We start from the raw sequence: 17170 nt of genomic DNA on the forward strand, positions 1-17170 counted from the left end.
ATTATAAAGGCAAATAATGAGCAAAACTTATAATCAGGATAAGCTAGAAGCAATACCCTTAGATGTATGAATTTATGACTTCGAAGTATATAAGCATTTTTGGTGCGCAAGTTTTTACAACTTAAAGTCTAGAGAATTAAAGACTTATCAGACAGGACAAAGTCTCCAGCTGCTTAATTTTATAAATAAAAATTTAAAAGGGCAATTTGTTGGTGGATATAACTCAAGTAATTTTGATGACTATATCCTAAAAGAAGTAATAGCCGGGGCAAATCCTTATAAATTATCAGAGTGAATAATTAAAGGAAACAAACCTTGAGAATGACAATATACAAAACATATTAAGCTGCCTTTCTTTAGTTTTGATATTATGAAATTATTAGGTCCAGGTAGGCTTAGTTTGAAAAAATATGAAGCATACTTAGGGCTTAGAATAGTCGAGACAAATATCCCGTTTGACTTTCCCAGCAAATTAACAACTGAGCAAGAAAAGCTAATAATTGAATACAACATTTATGACACTAAAGCAACTAGTTTCCTATTTCTTAAATTCATCGATCAGTTTATCATAAAACTTAAATTAATCGCTGACTACAACTTAGACAACAGCGCACTAAATAAAACATCAACACAGCTAACAGCTTTAGTATTTGAAGCAAATGCTTCTAAGCTTCCTAAATATAAAACTTATTTTTATAAGTGTCCAGAAAATATAAAACAAATGTATCAAAAGGCATTGCCAGAGTATTTGTGAATTGTTGAAAAATTAGAGACTACTGAATTTGTAACTGAAGTGTCAGAAAATTATAAAAAAGAGCAAATAGATCTAACAATCAAAGCTAACGACTTGATTTATGAATTCAAAAGCGGTGGCTTACACGCAGCTAAACAAAAAATAATTGACAAACCCGCAAATATTTACAACTCAGACATTGTGAGCAACTACCCCTCTTTAATAAGATACTATAATTACGGTTCAAGAGCTGCCAAAAATATGAGCAGTAAAATCAGTGAATTAATAGAAAAAAGAATAGAAGCTAAAGCAAATAAAAATGAGCTTGTTTCTAGCTATTTAAAAGAGCTAATTGTTCGTCCTTTTGGTGCAATGGGTTATAAGTATTCAGCATTATGAGACGGCAAGCAAAGAATGTCAATATGTTTAACTGGTCAGCTTATTATTTTCTTTTTAGCGATGAAAATATCAAAATACGCTGAAGTATTGCAAGTTAATACTGACGGTGTTATGTATTTAGTCAATGACACAAATAACTTGGAAAAAATAAAAAAGTTACTTAAAGCCTGAGAGCAAGTTACATTTATGCAGTTAGAAACTGAACAATATTCAAGACTTTTTCAAAAGGACGTAAATAACTATATTTTAGTGAATGAAAAGGGCAAAATAAAGACTAAGGGCAGTATGGTTAAATATTACAATGAACAATTTCATAACCTTAGTTTTAACACAGTCCGTGGAGTTGTTAACAATAGTCTCAGTGTTTTAGATAAGGCAGTGGTTGATTATTTCGTTAACAATATAGACCCTGAAATAACAATTAAGAACGAGCCAGATTTAGTGAAGTTTCAGTTCGTCTTTGATATTAAAGGAAACTACAGCCACATCTTTTTTGGTGATAAGCTAATGGAAAATATGAAGGTATGTCGTATTTTTTACACTAAAGTTGGGAGCCCTGTTTTTAAGGCACAAGCATTAACAGAAGGCAATTATAAAAAAGATAAGGTTCCATTAAGTAGTGAAAAATGCACGATATACAATGACACGGTTTTCAATAAACCTGCGACACTTTTAGACTTAGACTATGATTACTACATTCAGTTAGCTTATGCACGAATTGACCAATATAAAAATGAATATGTAAAAAATAAATTTAAACTGTCGTATCCAGGTGAGTCATATGAGTGCGGACTGTGCTCTGCTTCCTTAATGAATGAATTGGTTGTGCGGACATTATTTGACAATATAGAAGTATGTAAACAATGCTATTTCGGAAAGGTAAACAATGAATAATATTCAAGCCGATGCCTTCAATGAGTTTTTTTACGAATACGCCGACTTTATTATTACTACAGACAACAAGGCTCCAACCAAGCCATTTAAAAACGGAATTAATCAATACAAATATGACCAAGTAAAAAGCGAGAACAACTTAGCTATAGTGCTAAAAGACAATTGAGTTGTTGTTGACGTTGACAATAAAGATCACCCTAATGCTTCTCTTAAACTTATGGAAGTTATAGAACAATACGGCTGAGTTTGTAACATTATGCAAACAAGCAGGGGACACCATTTTTGGTTTAAAGCTAACGGACAAATTGCCAACGCTACAAATATTGTCTTACCAATTGGCATACGAGCAGATATTAAGACACAAAATAATTCATATGTCATAGTTAAACATATGGGTGAGCTACGTAAGTGACTTCAGTTTAGTAAAAAAGTGGACAAACTGCCCTTAGAGCTTACCCCAATAGATAAAAATGCATTTCAAAGTCTAAGCACTCCAGTACAAATGCAAGAAGGGGAAAGAAACAATAACCTGTTTGCGAGAATACACCCTTTATTGCAAAACTATTGAAACCATAAAAGAATTTATAACTTACTATTAAACATTAATCACATTTTATTCACTGAACCAATCGCGGACGTTGAAATTGAAGCAATGCTTAATAGTGCGATTAAATCATACAAAAATAATGATGCGACAAAGGACTTTTACAATGTAAATGCCAAAACTGGCGCTAAAAGTTTAGATATTCAAAAAGTCGCCGACTACATTATTGACACATATAAAGTCATCAGATATAACAACACATTATTCTTTTATGATCAAATTGACAACATATTCAAGATAAAGACTGAGCAGGAAATATTGATCTTAATTGATATATTATTGCCCCATTTAAAACCGGCTGAAATGAAAAACATTTTCCAAAAAATAGAAACGAGCAGGAAATTAGTTGCAAATGCTAAAGAGCCAGAGCACAACATTATTGCCTTAAATAACTGCCTTTATAATTTGAACACATTTAGATCTATGCCTTTTGATGATAACCTTTTTATTATTCACAAAATCAATGTTGAATTTCAGCGAACCCTTGTAGGTGAACATTATGGCAGAAGACTAAAAAAATTTTTGTCTGACATCACAAGTGGTATACAGGAAAATATGCAAATACTTTTGGAATTTATCGGTTACTGTTTAACTACAGACACAAAGTTTCAAAAGACCTTGCTTTTATACGGCCCTAATGCAAAAAATGGTAAAAGTACATTTTTACAGTTAGTAGAGTATTTTTTGAATAGTTCTAACGTGTCACATTTAGGACTTGGAGAGCTAAATAGGCGCTTTGCAGCCACTAGTTTAATTGGCAAAATGGTCAACATTGGTGACGATATTTCAACTACACACTTAAATGACCCCAGTACATTTAAAAAATTAGCAACGGGGGAAGCGGTTTCAACTGAATATAAGGGCAAGGAACGCTTTAGCTTTAAAAACACCGCCAAGATGATATTTGCGACAAATAAATTGCCAAGTACTCAAGACAAAACAAACGGCTTTTTTAGAAGGTTTCTAATAGTACCATTTTTAAATCAGTTTGACAAAAAGTATGGAAATTATGACGCTGATATTTTGGAAAAATTATGCACTAAAAACAATATGTCGACATTGTTTAATATGGTTATAAAGGCACTTAAAAATTTAACAATGAACGGTGAATTTACATATAGTTCATACTCTGAGAGCCTAGTTTATGACTATATCAAAAACAACAATAGTGTAAACGGCTATATAGAAAATGATATGACTTTAAACGATGAACAAATAAAACAAGCGCAAGGCTTTGCCAATTTCTCGGTCATTGATAAATATAATGAATATAAACGCTACTGTTTTGACTTTGGATATAAAGCCTTGAGCCTAACAAATTTCAAAGATGAAGTTTTGCTTTATTTTAAGGATATAAATTTAGTAATAAGAAAAATAAAAGATAATGACTTAATATTAGAGAAGTTCATACTCATTTAAAAAAAGAATTCTACTGCCACATTGGCGGTTTTTATTTATCGCAATAAAAGGCCTAATTTAGGCTTCTTTTTATAAAAATGAATTAATACACTACTAAATGAAAAAACCCCTAAAAAAGGGGCTTAAAATAGCAAATAAAGGCAATCAGGGCATTATATCTGCTTTAATGTGCTTATTTTTTCTTTAGTATCAATCTTTTTGCCTGTTTTTTCTATTAATTCTGTGACTTTTATTATTTTTTCTTTTCTTTCTAGATCGTCATTTTCTAATGTTTCTTTTATTTGGCTAACTGTAAAAGCATCCAAAGCATTATTATCTTGTGAAAATACTTCAATAATTAGCCCCAAAACATAGTCAACATATTTATTTTTTTGTTCTCTAGTTCACTTGCGCACTTTTCTCCCCACTAATGCATTTAGTTCTTTTCTTGTTTCTAGGTCAATATCAAAAAGTTTTTTCTTTTTTATGTATAGTATTGTCTCATTAATCCTAGTTATTAGTTTCCAAATTAAGAACGCTCACACACTAAACTGAACAAATAGCTCACCAATTGTTTTACTACTTCATTTTCCAGTTTTAAATTCATCAATTATGATACTAAACCAACTACCACCTTTAAACGGGAAAAAGACAATAAAAACAACTAATAAAAGTAACAAAATAGTTATTCCTGAAGTAATAATAACACGGTATGGCTTAATTAGCTTTTTCTCTTTTTCTAAGTATTTAGCTTCACGCTCATTATTGATATTCGACATACTCAGACTCCTTTGTCTCGTTCTCTATCTGCTCTTTTACTTTTTCAATGTCTATTGCTCCGTTTATTCTTTCAATATTAGCTTTATGCTCATTATTTAGGATGTTGCTAATATCTAAGAAGGCAGTTTGTGAGATTAAGTTTTCTCTTCTTAGTCTATCCATCATATTTTGAGTTCATTTTATTGTTGTGTAAGTAGTTGTTGATAGAATTGTTGCACTTAAAACCATAATTAGCACCATTGACAAGTTAAAGAATGAGAATCCTAATGTATTAAGTTTTTCATTAGATTGAATTATTGTGTCACCAAAAATCTCTCTCAATTTTTCAATGTGCTCGTGTCCAATTTGCTTCTCTTTGGCATACTCTAGGAACTCTTTCCACCTGTCATCCTTTACAGGTATCTCTTCCATAATGTAAAAAACTCTAGCGAATTTATTAATACCGTCATCAGCTAAGGCTGAAATAAGCAAACATAAAGACACTAAAAACAAAATGGTACAAATTGTTATTATTACAGTTTTTCACTTATTGCTTAATGTTTCTAGGTATTTGAGCATTATTTTGCACCAATAACTTCTTTATTTTTCTCGGCTTCTTTAGCTTTTTTCTTTTCTTCCTTCTTTTTCTTGTATTCGTCTCATTTTTCTTTTGTAACTCTTACTAACTTTCTAGGGTTGCAAGTTGCTGATATAGATGCAGTAGCTCCAACTAGCGAAATTACTGATGTAGCTGCTATAAATTTATTTAATTTTTTCATTTTTACTCCTATTTTGCATTGTTATATTTTTTATAAAATTTTTGCTCGCTTTTGCTTAATGCCATATTATTTTCCAATTTCCACTTTATGCTCTTAAGTGTATTAACTTGGTCAATTGACTTGTTTTTCTTGTCTTTAAGTTTTTGCGGTATTCATCTTGTAAAGAAAAGCATAATTCCCCAAGCTCACAAAGCAAGCTCAAACACTAAGACAAAATATGTCCCGGCTTTTTCTACTCTTGTTAATGTATTAAAAAATGAATATATATCCAACTGTATAATTTGATCTATAACTTCAGGATCCTTTACCATAGGCAGAACCCTGCTTATAGCTTCTACACTTGCTGGAATTGTGTTCATAATTCAAATAACTAACGCTGTTATCATATTCCCCCTTTCTTAGCTTGAATACTCTAAGAATTTCATTTTTACAATTTCATATGTATATTTATGTGACACACTTTCATCCTTGGAAATGATTACCTTATCAAACATAGCCACTTTGTTATATTCACCTGTGTTCCTGTTCCCAATTTCTAAGTCACTAATTACTGTGTCAACATTTGGGTCAGTTTCCATTGCAAAAGGAAAATACATAAATGCACTACTACCTTCAATTAAGACATTATCTGGATTAATTTCAAACTCCTTAGTTGTTTCGTATGTGCCTACAAATCTCTTGTTGCCTTGGCTTGTATCATATTTAGGCAATTTAACTTTAACTCTAAAATGGGTAAGTCTTAACTTATCGAAACTACTTGTGTCTTTTCATAGCGAAGCAATTAAATTAGCATATCTTTCGTTCACTAGCTTATTTTCAAACATAAAGACATTAAAAGTTAAGGCAAAGGTTATCTGATAATTATCAAAAGGGGTTTTATGATGGAAATTATGTTTTTTATCATCAATTAATTGACTGTTGTTATCTATTATTTGCACTTTATGAGCATTCAATTTACCAGTTGGAGTGTTTAGGGTTGTATTTTTTAAAATGCTTATGAACTTAACTTCATTGTTTTTTACAACTGTGTCTTTGATAGGTAAATAAAACTCTCCATCTTCATCAGCGCAATATGCTGCTTTAAAATTGTTTTGTAATATGTCTCTTTTGTAATTTCAGGCATAGACATACGGGAAATTGTCCTTATGATAAGGTTTGCCATCATAGCGTAAGTTTATTCACTTCTTAAATGACTTGATACTTTTTTCATCTGTAAAATTACCTAAAATTCTTGCATTATTTTGCTCTCTAAAAATCATCAGCTCTGACTCGTTGCTTAAGTTTAATTTATAAGCATTACTGTCATTATCATATATTTGAAACAGTTCAAACTGCGCATTAGTATTTGGCAACACTTCACTATTATTTTGGCCAACATATGAGCCAATGAAATTATCATCAACGACAAATACTCAAGGCTTATCGTTAGCATTTTCAGTTATTGCATACAATTTAGGATTTTTGACTAATGCCTGTGGCAATCTGGCATAGAGTTTAGCTTGCTGTTTGTTAAGCAGGCCATTGTCATTTATTTCTAAGTTATTCTTAAATTGATAAATTTTCCAACTATTACTCGAAGCATCTGCATTTTTTAAAACAGGCACAAGTATTTCATTGTTGTTAATAATTACGCCTTTGCCAGTGCTATGAACATCGTCTATTCCGGTATCTTTTGCAAAAATTAAACTGCTTTTACTTTCGCCTTCTATGAAGTGTAAGTGGATAAGTTGAGAATTATCAGCATTACCGGTAAGAACTTTGGCTTCTGTTTCCACTTCTAAATATCCGGTTGCTACAAAGTTATGTGTAAGGTCAGCGCCTATGCCAACTTCTTTGCCTGGCAACTCAAACTGGAACTTATTCTCAAGTGTATGTCCAGCTATTGTAATTCTAAACTCTACTGTGTGCTTGTCTCTTAGTCTTACTTCATTTTTAATTGTAGCGTTTGGGTCACTTAGTAATTTTGTAAGATAGAAGTCGGCGTCAGGTATTTTGAATGACAGTTTTTCCCTTAGTTTGTAAGGGTCATATCTGTACCCGCTAAGACGTCCTTCAATTGAATTAAGTGTAAAATCAGTGCTTGGGTTTACTAAGTCATATTTAGCATAGAAATATCTGTCAGGGTCGACATTAATATCTCTAAAATCAGACGGTAAGGTAGCCCGTCAATCGGATTTTTTAAATTTATCATAAGCTCGAACTACTTCCCCCTCATTGTAAATCGTGATGTAAAAATCGTGATGGAAAATAAGCTCATGGGGATTTAGTCAATCAACGCCTACAACTTTAGCGCCGCTTGGGTTTAATTTGTTTCTTCATTCAGTTGGATTAATTTCATATATTGTGTCATATCTTTGATTTACACATAATGCATAATTTTCATATCCTTTTACTTTATAGCCAGGGTCATCAATTTTCTTATCTAAATGTTGTTTTTGAAATAAACCATCTACATAACCTATCCCGGCTTCACGGTAAGTATATTTATTAACATTTATGTGCGCAGTTCTTTGTGCTTCATCAAATGCACGGCTTCTTGATTCCGGTCCGATATTAACAAGCATATTGCCAAAAAATTCTCTTTTATTGTTTATGACTTTTTCTGATGTTGTTAATAGCATATTTCTGACATTTGAGACTTCGAAAACTTCACTTGTGGATCTTACCAGTTCATCTCTGTCATTAATACGTTCATTTGTGACTTTTATCTCTTGTGCATGAGTCCATTTTTTCTCCGCATTTTTGGGGCTTATGTCGATTTGCCCATATCATATGCGGAGCGAGTTTGAGTCTCATATTGCTAAGTCTATAAGGTCATTGTTTACTTGACTTTCGCTTATTGCAAACACTCTTTTGCCATTTTGTCGTTCTTCATTTGGTATTTGTGCTTTGAAAATAATATTAATGCCAGGTGAATTATCTTCTCTTAATGTTAATAAATCATTGAAGCATATTATTTCATTGTTGTTAGTGATTGCTACTAATGAGCCAGATTTTAGCCTTTCAACTTTTAAAAGCCCCGGAAGTATCCCATTGTTTAAGTTATCCTTGAAGCATAAAGTTATTGAAGGTTTATTTTTGCCATAATTGTCTATGAATTCAAAATAGCAACCTAGGTCATAATTTCATATGTTTATTATTCTGGTTGAACTATAAAACCTTGCAAAATGATTGGATGAAGCTATTATCTTTTGAGCTTGCTCTATTTTATTTCCATACTCGAGGAAGTTTTTTAAAAATAAAGGTAATACTTCAGGCTGTGACAGGCCTTTGAAGTCTATATTTATCTCTTTAGGGGCTACTTTATAAGAAAAACTGATGTTGTTGTTTTCTTTGTTTGCTTCGGCTAGCATTTCACCTAAAACTTGGTCATTTGCTGTTATTGACTTGACTAAAGTCTTAAATCACTGGGGGGAAGTTTTCATACATAAACTCCTTTCTATTAGCCAAAAATGCTAAAATATAAAAGTATGAAAAATGATGTATTTAAAAAGAACAAAATCAAAATAATTATTTTTTCGGTGTTTGTTATTTTGTCTGTTGTTTCAATTGGTGTGTGTGCTTGAATAATAAAAGACTTAAATACTGAAAATTATACTTTTGATGAGCCAACATACTGGCAGAAGTACTTTTCTATTGATGTAAAAGGGTTGAATGATTTTAAACATGGAAAAGTGAAGATATATAATGCCCTTGATGAATTATCTAGCAAGTTCCCCAGCATAAAAAATGATCCACGGCAAAATATAATTGTTACATTCTTAAAACACGCATTTAAAGATGGTATTTATGAAAACAAAGCGGTAAGTGTTGATACATTTAAGGTTGCAATCAGAGCCTATAACGCACTTTTCGGAACAATAATTGGTCTAAGTTCATTGCTATTTATAACTTCAACCGGCTTTATTGTTAATAGTTCAATCGAATTAATGTACTTAAAAGCATCACCTAAAGCACAACAATAGTGCTTTTTTATTTATAGACTTTATATATTTGTGCTTCTTTAATTTTTAGTCTTTCATAAGCTTGCTCAGTACTTAAATTGTGCGCTTTTATGCTTTTTTTACTTACTGTTTTGCTTGGATAGTATCATAAAGATGAGTCTTTTGTAAGGTCAGCATATTTATAAACAACAAACTCGTCTTTGTCTAGTATTAATGGGTTAATTTTAAAGGTTTGTGGGTCGTATAAATTAATTAATGTGTCACTATTCAATGAATTACGCAAACGATAGGTTAGTAAGATAGAGTCATTGTTGCCTTTTACTTTTCCGCTAAAGCCCTGCACAATATAGCGCCCGTCAAATATGAAATCATTAAAATTTAAATTTAATACGTCACCTAATTCTAAAAATGGGCTTGTGGTTATTAATGTAAGCTCTTTCCTTGGCTTTGAGTTAAGAGATAGTAAATTGCTTGCTTGTCTTACTAGATCGTTTAGGTCTGATATATCATTAAAGCGCTCAAATTTAAACAGGTCACCTTTGAATGTGCTTAGTTTATTAACTCTTTCAATTTCCGCGGTATTTTCAACTGTAATAGCTCTTTTGTCAATAGAGTAATAACTGATGTTAAAAACCATATTTCAGTGTTCGAATTTATCACTAAAAACTAACTCTTTGCTCCCTTGTTCATAGTACAGGTGGCAATTTTTGCCCAATGTGTACTCTTTTTTTGAGACAATAGTTAATGGAATATGTTCAAAAGGTTTATCAGTTGTGTAGTAGTAATTTTTAAATATTGGATCACTAAATAAAGGCAACTTGCCAAATGGATCACTTAATCACAAGCTTTTGCTGTTTCCACTAGGCGCAAATATTTCCTGAGTTGGCATTGTTGATGTGATGTTGTCGCTCTCTAGTCTTATTTTGTTGTAATAACCGTCTATGTTTTCTTCAAGTTTTATATCAATAATTTTGTGCTGGTCTCAATTAGAGTGATTTATCTCGATTGCTTTTCGCTGTTTAAAGTCATTTTCAGAGGCAAAGTTAATTGTTAGATTGCCTTGGTCGTCTTGACTAAAATATAAAAAGCTTCTTGTTTGAGTGGCAATTATTTCCTTTAATATGCTATACGGAGACTTGCTTGTTGTATCGTATGCAATTATTGGTGCAGTGTCTGTAAAGTTGACATTGCCTTTTTTAATTTTTGGCTCGTCCATTGCTGTGATTAATTCATCTAAAGCTTGAGCTGGATGAATATTTATAAAAGTTAAGCCAGGCGGGGTTATACGGTTAATAAATAGCCTTATGTCCACGATTTCAATGCTTTTGTCTTTTACTGCATTTGGCCGTAAACTATAGCGCCCTTGTGAGTTAATTATCCCGGTAAATATTGGCTTATTATTTGAGTACAAAGTAGCTAATGCAAAGGTGTTAAGCTTTGACAAATAAGGATGATTATTTAAGTGCAGTCCTTCATTAAGGATAGACTTATGGATTACATTATGAAGTGTTACCTTGCTAAAGTTAATGGCATGATATTCAATGTCTATTTCATTGCTAAATGCTCAATTATCATCGCCGTCAATAACAAGCTTCAAATTATTTTTAAAATCTTTTATTTTCATTAATTATTTCTGCCTATATTACTTCCGTTTATATTTTGAACTTCGCCGAACCTGTCACTGTTTAGGCTAACTTCCACAACGTTTGACACTTGAACCTTAGGATCATTAGTTTCTGAGGCGCTTGCGCTTTGGCTTAAGCTATTGCCAGCAATAATACTGCCCCCAATTAATGCACCAATGGCTGCCAATGCTGAGACACCTAGGCCAATTGCAATAGGAGCTGCAAAAACCCCACCTTGTGCTATAGCTTTAGCTATACCGATAGCAACATTACCTAATATCATAGCTGTACGATACGCCGCAAATACGCCTAGAGCAATCTTTAAAGTATTACTAAGACCGCCGAAAGCATTAACTATATTGCTTATTGCTTTTAAAAAGCTTGCCCCTAATGCCTTTTTTGTGTCATCAATTGCCTTGCGCATTTCTAATTGGTTTCTTATATGTTCAGGCATTGATTTTCTTTGCTCATCTAAGCTTTTATTACCATTTTCAAGCACTCAATTAAGTCGTTGTTGTGCATCAGCATTTAAAAGTGTGCTTCTTGTGTTTTTGTCTAGATAAATTCCAATCGCTTGTAAGCTCGAAGCCTTACCTGTTGTAACAAATTGTGTAAAAGCTTCATTTGCAACTTCAGCAGAGTATCCTAAGTTTTCAAAGTTATCACTTAAGTCCAAAATGTTTTGGCTTTGTTCTTTGCTAAAACCGCGCTCATGCAAATTAGCCAATAATTTCATTTTAGCCATATATTCATCGACAACACCATTTACTCCGCTCATAAACAGCGAACCCAATTTAAGCCCGGAAAACATATCCTTTATGCTATTGATTGTTGAAGAGAACTTTTGGCTTATTTTGTTCAGTTCTTTGCTTATATTGCGCGCTCTGACCTGGATATCTAGGTTTACCCTTCCTATGGCCATTTAAAGCCCCTTTCCGCCCATTGCTTTGGCAAATGATACTAAAGCACTACTTGCACTGTTTTCGCCTGTTGTAGGGCTTAATTTAAACCTTTTTTTGAGTTCTTTATACCCTTCAGGTAGCTGACTATCATCCAAACTTCTTGCTGTTATTACTTTAGATAAAAGAGTGTCATCACTTAAGGCTGATAAATAGGCAATGAACTCTTTCCCTTTAAGTTTTAAAATCGCATCTGGACTGATATTGTATTGTGCTTTGAGTGCACTAACTATTAGGTCTAAGTCTTGGATGTAGTCAATTAATAGGGGGACTTATTTTTTTATCCCCTTCTTTTTCAAAATTGGTTCCGGTTGTTTGTTCAAGCCAAAACTTGAGCAATTCGTGGATTATGTAAACAATAGCTTGTGGTTTGTATTTGTATTTGAATTCATTAATTACCTTATTCGCATCATTTTTGCACAGCATAATTTCTAAAAACTCTCTATCGGCTTTTTCAGATAACTCATAGCTAATGCTTTGAAAGTCTTTGTATTTATTAACAAATTGCTGATACTTAAGGATAGAATGAGCACTGGTGTCAACTTTAAATTTAGTTTTTTCATCAACTATGAAAATATCAGGTTCGTTGTATTTTTCTAAGTCTTTAAGGGTAAAATTAGCCACAATTAAGCGCTTTCCTTAACTTCTCAAATATAATCCTGTGGTAATATGTCAAAACTTAGCTTTTGTGTTTCGTCCGCATTTCCGCTTGGTAAATGGTTTTTAAAGTTGATGGTTGCCTTGCCTTGAACAATTACATATTTAGAGTCTTTATTTTTTGAAATTGTTGGGATTTCTATCCTGATGTATTGGTTGTTAAGAGTTTCAATTGAACCTAACAATAAAGACAGTAAATAATGATGTGAATCTATAGAATTATCAAAGTCAATTGAGACAGTTAATGATTGTGTTATTCCAGTTGTTATTGATGTTGTTTGCCCTTTATTGTGCAAATATATTCTGTCTTCCTTTTTATTGCTGTAATTATGTTTTAATTCAGTTATGAATTTAATTTCTGAGTATTTTCTTGCTTCGTCTGTTTTTTCATTTGGACTTGTCGCAATAAATAGTCTTGCTTCATTATTTTTCATATATTCCTTTCTTTTTGACTAGCAAGTCAATATTAAATGTGTACTCTTGGCTTTCTAGTGCAAAATTTACATTATTGACTTGTAAAACATTCGTCTTACTGTTTGGTGCTATGTTCATATTGTTTATTTGCTTTTTGATAATGTCGAAATTTTCATCGCTTCAATAACTTGCCAATTGTTCTATTATTTTTTGTAGTCTATTTAACTGTTCACTGTGGTTGAATTTATCATCCAAAAGCACAACTCTATATGAAACCCTTAAATAATCATCATTAAAATATAGCGGGAAAGCATTCGTGTTTTGCATCCTAAAAAGTAGTGCGTTATTATTTGAGTGCTCAATTATTTGATAGCTAAAAGGTGGCAATGAATTAATTGAATTATTTAGCTTGTTGTACAGGTTATTTGCTAGTTGCTGTTCTCAATTCATCTACTTCTCCTTATTTAGCTCGTTTATGCCATTAATAAACACTTCATCAATATATCTTTTTATGTACTTCTTAGGGTTCTTCTCCACTACTTTATACGCTTTTCTTATTGGATCTTTTTTAGCTTCTTTTTTACTAAATTTGTATGTAATTTTTTCCTTACTTGCTTGTTTTCTTGTACTACTTTCATACCTAAAACCAGCTAAAAGTGAATAGTAAGAACCATCTTTAGCAATAAAGTCATTATTAACTCCAACATATGCATTTATGCCAAGAGGAGTGTTTTCAACTGATGAAATTATTAAGTCCTTCAAACTCCCCTTTTTATGGCCGCTTCTGTAGAACGATTTCATTAGATAAGAGCCTTCAGGAATAAATGAATAAGTCTTTTGTTTAACTTTGTTTACTTCTGATGTAACTCAATTCCTTGAACTATCTTGTTTAATAATTTTTAAAAAGTTTGCTCTATTAATTTTTTGTTCCAAGAGTCTGTAAAATTCTTTTTTTACTTCTGCATCGTTTTTGAATGTTAAAAGTACTTCAAAGTCATTACTCATATTCAGTCTCTAATGTGTAAACATCAATGTCTAAACGGTTAACATCTCCTATAGAAGAAGCGCCAGCATTATAAAGAGTGAAAATACCGTGTAATTGAAATATCAGTTTATCACTACCATTTAGAAAAAAAGATCCATAACCTAATGACAGGTTAGTTCAAAAATCTGCTTGAAATTCATAACCGAATCTGCGGAAGCCCTTGACAACTGGGAAAGTCACTAAAGTAGGCTGCTCAGTTAAACTTGGTAATTCTGTAAAAACATGTTCAGAAATAGAATGAAAAAACTCAGGACCTTGTAAGTGCAATTTTATAAATATGACTTTGTCTCTTGGAATTGTTATTGCAGAACTAAACAAAGAAGGTCAGGGGTATTTACCTTCAGTAGTTCAATAATCGCCACCTATTTTTTTGTGAATTGTTTTAAGTCTTTTTGGTTTGCTTTTATCGTCAATGTATTCCTTAAGCGTTCCGCCCGTTATGTGTGCACTTGAGTCGGTCTCTAATAAAGTTGCACCAAAAGGCTCGATTTTAAAATAATCATTATATTTATGGCTAATATATGATGCTGCACCATTAGAGTTTTCAAGCTTCAAAGATACTTGGTTGTTATTAGACGGATATATGTCTAAACTCTGTACTTGTAGTCTGTTATCACCATCACGAGCAAACTCCTCATATGTTTCCATTGCATATTTTTTGTATCTAGTGTCCAGTGTGTTAATTTTTTCACTTGCGCTGTTCCATGTTTCTTTATTGCTTTTTAGGGCACTTAAGTCACTAGTTAGTTGTTGTGTCTTGCTTTTTAGTTCATTTAACGACGTTATTTTTCCACTGTTTGCATTTATTTTGTTCTCTAAACTTGACTTAATGCCATCAATAGAATTGACTTTATTAATAAAGGGATCAATTGATGAAAACTTAGCATCAAATTCATTTAACTTATCAGTTACAATATTTAGCCTGCTAACTTTAGTCTCCAGTCCATCAATTTTGCTAACTTTAGACGCTCAGCTTTGATGACTGTTTACTTTTTGTTCCAAAGCACTAATGCCATCAACTAAAGAAATTTTTTTATTTATTTTTGCAACAGCGTCTTCAATGACAGGAATCCTTGGAATTTGTCTTTCTCATAGTGTTTTTCAGCTATTTAGTGCATTAGTTTTTTCAAAGTAGTCTGCAATGTTTTTTGTACTAGTCTCTAACAGGCTAATTTTGTGTTTGTTGTCTTGAATATGAGAATTCAATTGACTGTTTTTGGTGCTATATTCTGAACTTAAACTATTGAATTTTTTAAGAACTTCAGAATCGGCTTTTGAATTAGCATTAAGGCTTAGCTCTAATTGACTAATTTTTGAGTTCTGGTCTTGGTTAGCAGATTCTAATGAAGCAAATTTTTTCTCCAGTTCTCCTTGCTCTTGGTTGTGCTGATGTTCTAAAGCACTAATTTTAGTGTGATGTGAGTCTAACTCACTTCTTAATGTAGCTAGTGACCCATCGTGTTCTCTGTCTTTTGCGTCCAACTTATCAAGCTTGGTTTGATACTTCTCATCGGTTCGTGCTAACTCTTCAATTAAATTATTTGCTTGAGTAATGCTGTCTCTATTTGTTTGAGTGGTTTGTTTTAGTTCTGTAATGTCCTGTTTGTTTTGACTAGATGTTTCAAATAATTCTTTATCTTTGTGTTTTAATTCGTTAATAGACTTGTCACTATTTTGCTTATTTGTAAACATTGAGAGACTTAATTCACTTTTGGCATTATTTAATGCTTCTGCTGCTTCTTGTGCATTTTTGTTTATGCTGTTTTCTAGGTCTTCTTTGTTTTTGCTTATTTCACTTCTTAAACTGTTTGCTGTTTCATTAATGCTTGCATTTAATTCTTGACTGTTACTTTTTATTAACTTGTCAACGTTGGAATTTATTATTTCCTGTTCTTTTTTGTTTTGCTCAATTTTATTATCAAGTGCTTTTTTACTATCACTTAGCTCATTAGACACGCCTGTGTTATTTTTGTCTACTTTAGCATCTAGAGAGATTAATTCATTGTTAAGTTTTGAAATGTAGTCACTGTTGGCATCTGCTTTAACATTAAAGTCATTTTTATATTGCTCTAATATTCTACGTGTGTCATTTTTTAGTTCTTGATAAGAGTTTTCAGAACTACTGCTTCAATTATTAAAATCGGCTAAAACAGCTTCGACTTTATCGTCAACATACTTGCGACTAGCTACAACATTAAGACCATTTTGAACAGGTTGGCTTTGTACTTGCTTTAAATGATTAGCCAAGTCAGTTTGAGCGCTTAATTCACTTAGATAATTGGCTTTTAATTGTTGCTCTTGATTGTTATATAGGTCAAAATTAATATTTACAATTTGGAAAACTTTATCATTTCTTACAACTAAATCACCGACTGCGATGTTGAAAGTTGAAGTTTTTAACATTTTTATGCTTAACTTTTGTACTTCATCTATTGCGCTTGAATTGCTTTCAATGCTGTTATCTTGCATAATTGAGCCATAAAAATAACGAGAGTAAAACTCTTTTTTAGCTAAGAGCCCGTTTTCATTTTCTCGTACAACTTTAACAACATAAAAAGCTTCGCTATAGTTTCTTGTGTCAATGTGATTAATACGCGCCATAAAATACTCTGTCTCCTAAAATTCTGTAAATATTTTTATCATCAATAACCTGGCTCCCTTTTGCAAAAATGTCAGGGTTTACAACATAAGTAGCGGCTAAGTGAAAGGTTGCTCTTTTTGTTATTAAATCATTAGCTCAAGGATGTGTTATATCAATGTCGCCGTTTACAAGTTTAAAGTTATAAAACTGTGTTCAAATGTTCTTGCGTGCAATTTGTAAATATTCAAAAAGTGCTTCGTCTTGTAAATCATCATAAATACGCAAATGATTTTTAAAGCTATTAAGCCACTCTAAGGGAATGCTGGTTTCTATTAATAAGTCCATTTTTCTCCTTTTACAAATAAAGGCACTAAAACTA

At 32.1% G+C, this 17170-nt stretch carries 17 protein-coding genes and 1 pseudogene; 3 read left to right on the top strand and 15 right to left on the bottom strand.

Translation table 4 applies throughout. The features are described from left to right. The first annotated feature begins 16 nt into the window (after positions 1-16). Together MAGB_RS01565 and MAGB_RS01570 are read left to right on the top strand one after the other, a co-directional pair. Positions 17-2026 (top strand): hypothetical protein, encoded by a 2010-nt coding sequence (locus MAGB_RS01565; protein WP_004024063.1) that lies wholly within the window; start codon positions 17-19, stop codon positions 2024-2026. Then, positions 2019-4049, top strand: coding sequence for a phage/plasmid primase, P4 family (locus MAGB_RS01570; protein ID WP_004024064.1), 2031 nt, complete (start codon positions 2019-2021; stop codon positions 4047-4049). The genes MAGB_RS01565 and MAGB_RS01570 overlap by 8 nt, the downstream gene beginning before the upstream one ends. A gap of 152 nt (positions 4050-4201) precedes the next feature. On the opposite strand, the gene MAGB_RS01575 is transcribed toward MAGB_RS01570, so the two are convergent. From MAGB_RS01575 to MAGB_RS01595, 5 genes are read right to left on the bottom strand one after another with little or no spacing between them, the layout of a single operon-like run. Beyond that, the gene (locus MAGB_RS01575) at positions 4202-4807 is read right to left on the bottom strand and encodes a hypothetical protein (RefSeq protein ID WP_004024065.1); all 606 of its coding nucleotides are present in this window, start codon (positions 4805-4807) and stop codon (positions 4202-4204) included. Continuing rightward, on the bottom strand, positions 4791-5366 hold the full coding sequence (locus tag MAGB_RS01580; protein ID WP_004024066.1) for a hypothetical protein: 576 nt from the start codon (positions 5364-5366) through the stop codon (positions 4791-4793). Before MAGB_RS01580 ends, MAGB_RS01575 begins: the two co-directional genes overlap by 17 nt. Then, entirely contained in the window at positions 5366-5566 is a 201-nt protein-coding gene (locus tag MAGB_RS01585) for a hypothetical protein (protein ID WP_004024067.1), read from the bottom strand. The genes MAGB_RS01580 and MAGB_RS01585 overlap by 1 nt, the downstream gene beginning before the upstream one ends. Before the next feature lie 8 nt (positions 5567-5574). Further along, positions 5575-5952: a hypothetical protein gene (locus MAGB_RS01590; RefSeq protein WP_004024068.1), complete on the bottom strand. Its 378-nt coding sequence runs from the start codon at positions 5950-5952 to the stop codon at positions 5575-5577. A gap of 12 nt (positions 5953-5964) precedes the next feature. Continuing rightward, a complete protein-coding gene (locus MAGB_RS01595; protein ID WP_004024069.1) occupies positions 5965-8991 on the bottom strand; it encodes a hypothetical protein in 3027 nt (1008 codons plus the stop codon). 45 nt (positions 8992-9036) lie between these two features. Between MAGB_RS01595 and MAGB_RS01600 the strand changes: the two genes are divergently transcribed. Beyond that, positions 9037-9531 carry a hypothetical protein gene (locus MAGB_RS01600; protein WP_100214095.1) on the top strand — a complete coding sequence of 165 codons (495 nt, stop codon included), beginning with the start codon at positions 9037-9039 and terminating at the stop codon, positions 9529-9531. Between the two features lie 7 nt (positions 9532-9538). Here MAGB_RS01600 and MAGB_RS04450 read toward each other — a convergent pair whose 3' ends face one another. The 10 genes and pseudogenes from MAGB_RS04450 to MAGB_RS01640 form a co-directional block, all read right to left on the bottom strand. Beyond that, positions 9539-11134 carry a hypothetical protein gene (locus MAGB_RS04450; RefSeq protein ID WP_004024071.1) on the bottom strand — a complete coding sequence of 532 codons (1596 nt, stop codon included), beginning with the start codon at positions 11132-11134 and terminating at the stop codon, positions 9539-9541. Next, a complete protein-coding gene (locus MAGB_RS01610; RefSeq protein ID WP_004024072.1) occupies positions 11134-12057 on the bottom strand; it encodes a hypothetical protein in 924 nt (307 codons plus the stop codon). Before MAGB_RS01610 ends, MAGB_RS04450 begins: the two co-directional genes overlap by 1 nt. Next, the gene (locus MAGB_RS04545; protein ID WP_268869543.1) at positions 12058-12192 is read right to left on the bottom strand and encodes a hypothetical protein; all 135 of its coding nucleotides are present in this window, start codon (positions 12190-12192) and stop codon (positions 12058-12060) included. Positions 12193-12204: 12 nt separating this feature from the next. Then, positions 12205-12357, bottom strand: a pseudogene (locus MAGB_RS04650) (Gp15 family bacteriophage protein); the annotation flags it as partial. After that, entirely contained in the window at positions 12320-12718 is a 399-nt protein-coding gene (locus MAGB_RS01615) for a hypothetical protein (RefSeq protein WP_004024073.1), read from the bottom strand. The gene MAGB_RS01615 and the pseudogene MAGB_RS04650, both read right to left, overlap by 38 nt. A gap of 2 nt (positions 12719-12720) precedes the next feature. Then, entirely contained in the window at positions 12721-13185 is a 465-nt protein-coding gene (locus tag MAGB_RS01620) for a phage tail tube protein (RefSeq protein WP_004024074.1), read from the bottom strand. After that, on the bottom strand, positions 13175-13615 hold the full coding sequence (locus tag MAGB_RS01625; RefSeq protein ID WP_004024075.1) for a hypothetical protein: 441 nt from the start codon (positions 13613-13615) through the stop codon (positions 13175-13177). The genes MAGB_RS01620 and MAGB_RS01625 overlap by 11 nt, the downstream gene beginning before the upstream one ends. Continuing rightward, positions 13616-14170 carry a hypothetical protein gene (locus MAGB_RS01630; RefSeq protein WP_004024076.1) on the bottom strand — a complete coding sequence of 185 codons (555 nt, stop codon included), beginning with the start codon at positions 14168-14170 and terminating at the stop codon, positions 13616-13618. Continuing rightward, complete coding sequence (locus MAGB_RS01635) at positions 14163-16811, bottom strand: hypothetical protein (RefSeq protein ID WP_004024077.1); 2649 nt, start codon at positions 16809-16811, stop codon at positions 14163-14165. The genes MAGB_RS01630 and MAGB_RS01635 overlap by 8 nt, the downstream gene beginning before the upstream one ends. Continuing rightward, entirely contained in the window at positions 16798-17136 is a 339-nt protein-coding gene (locus tag MAGB_RS01640) for a hypothetical protein (RefSeq protein ID WP_004024078.1), read from the bottom strand. The genes MAGB_RS01635 and MAGB_RS01640 overlap by 14 nt, the downstream gene beginning before the upstream one ends. Positions 17137-17170: the final 34 nt, after the last annotated feature.

The sequence above is a fragment of the Mycoplasmopsis agalactiae 14628 genome, assembly GCF_000266865.1.
Taxonomy (GTDB): domain Bacteria; phylum Bacillota_I; class Bacilli_A; order Mycoplasmatales; family Metamycoplasmataceae; genus Mycoplasmopsis; species Mycoplasmopsis agalactiae_A.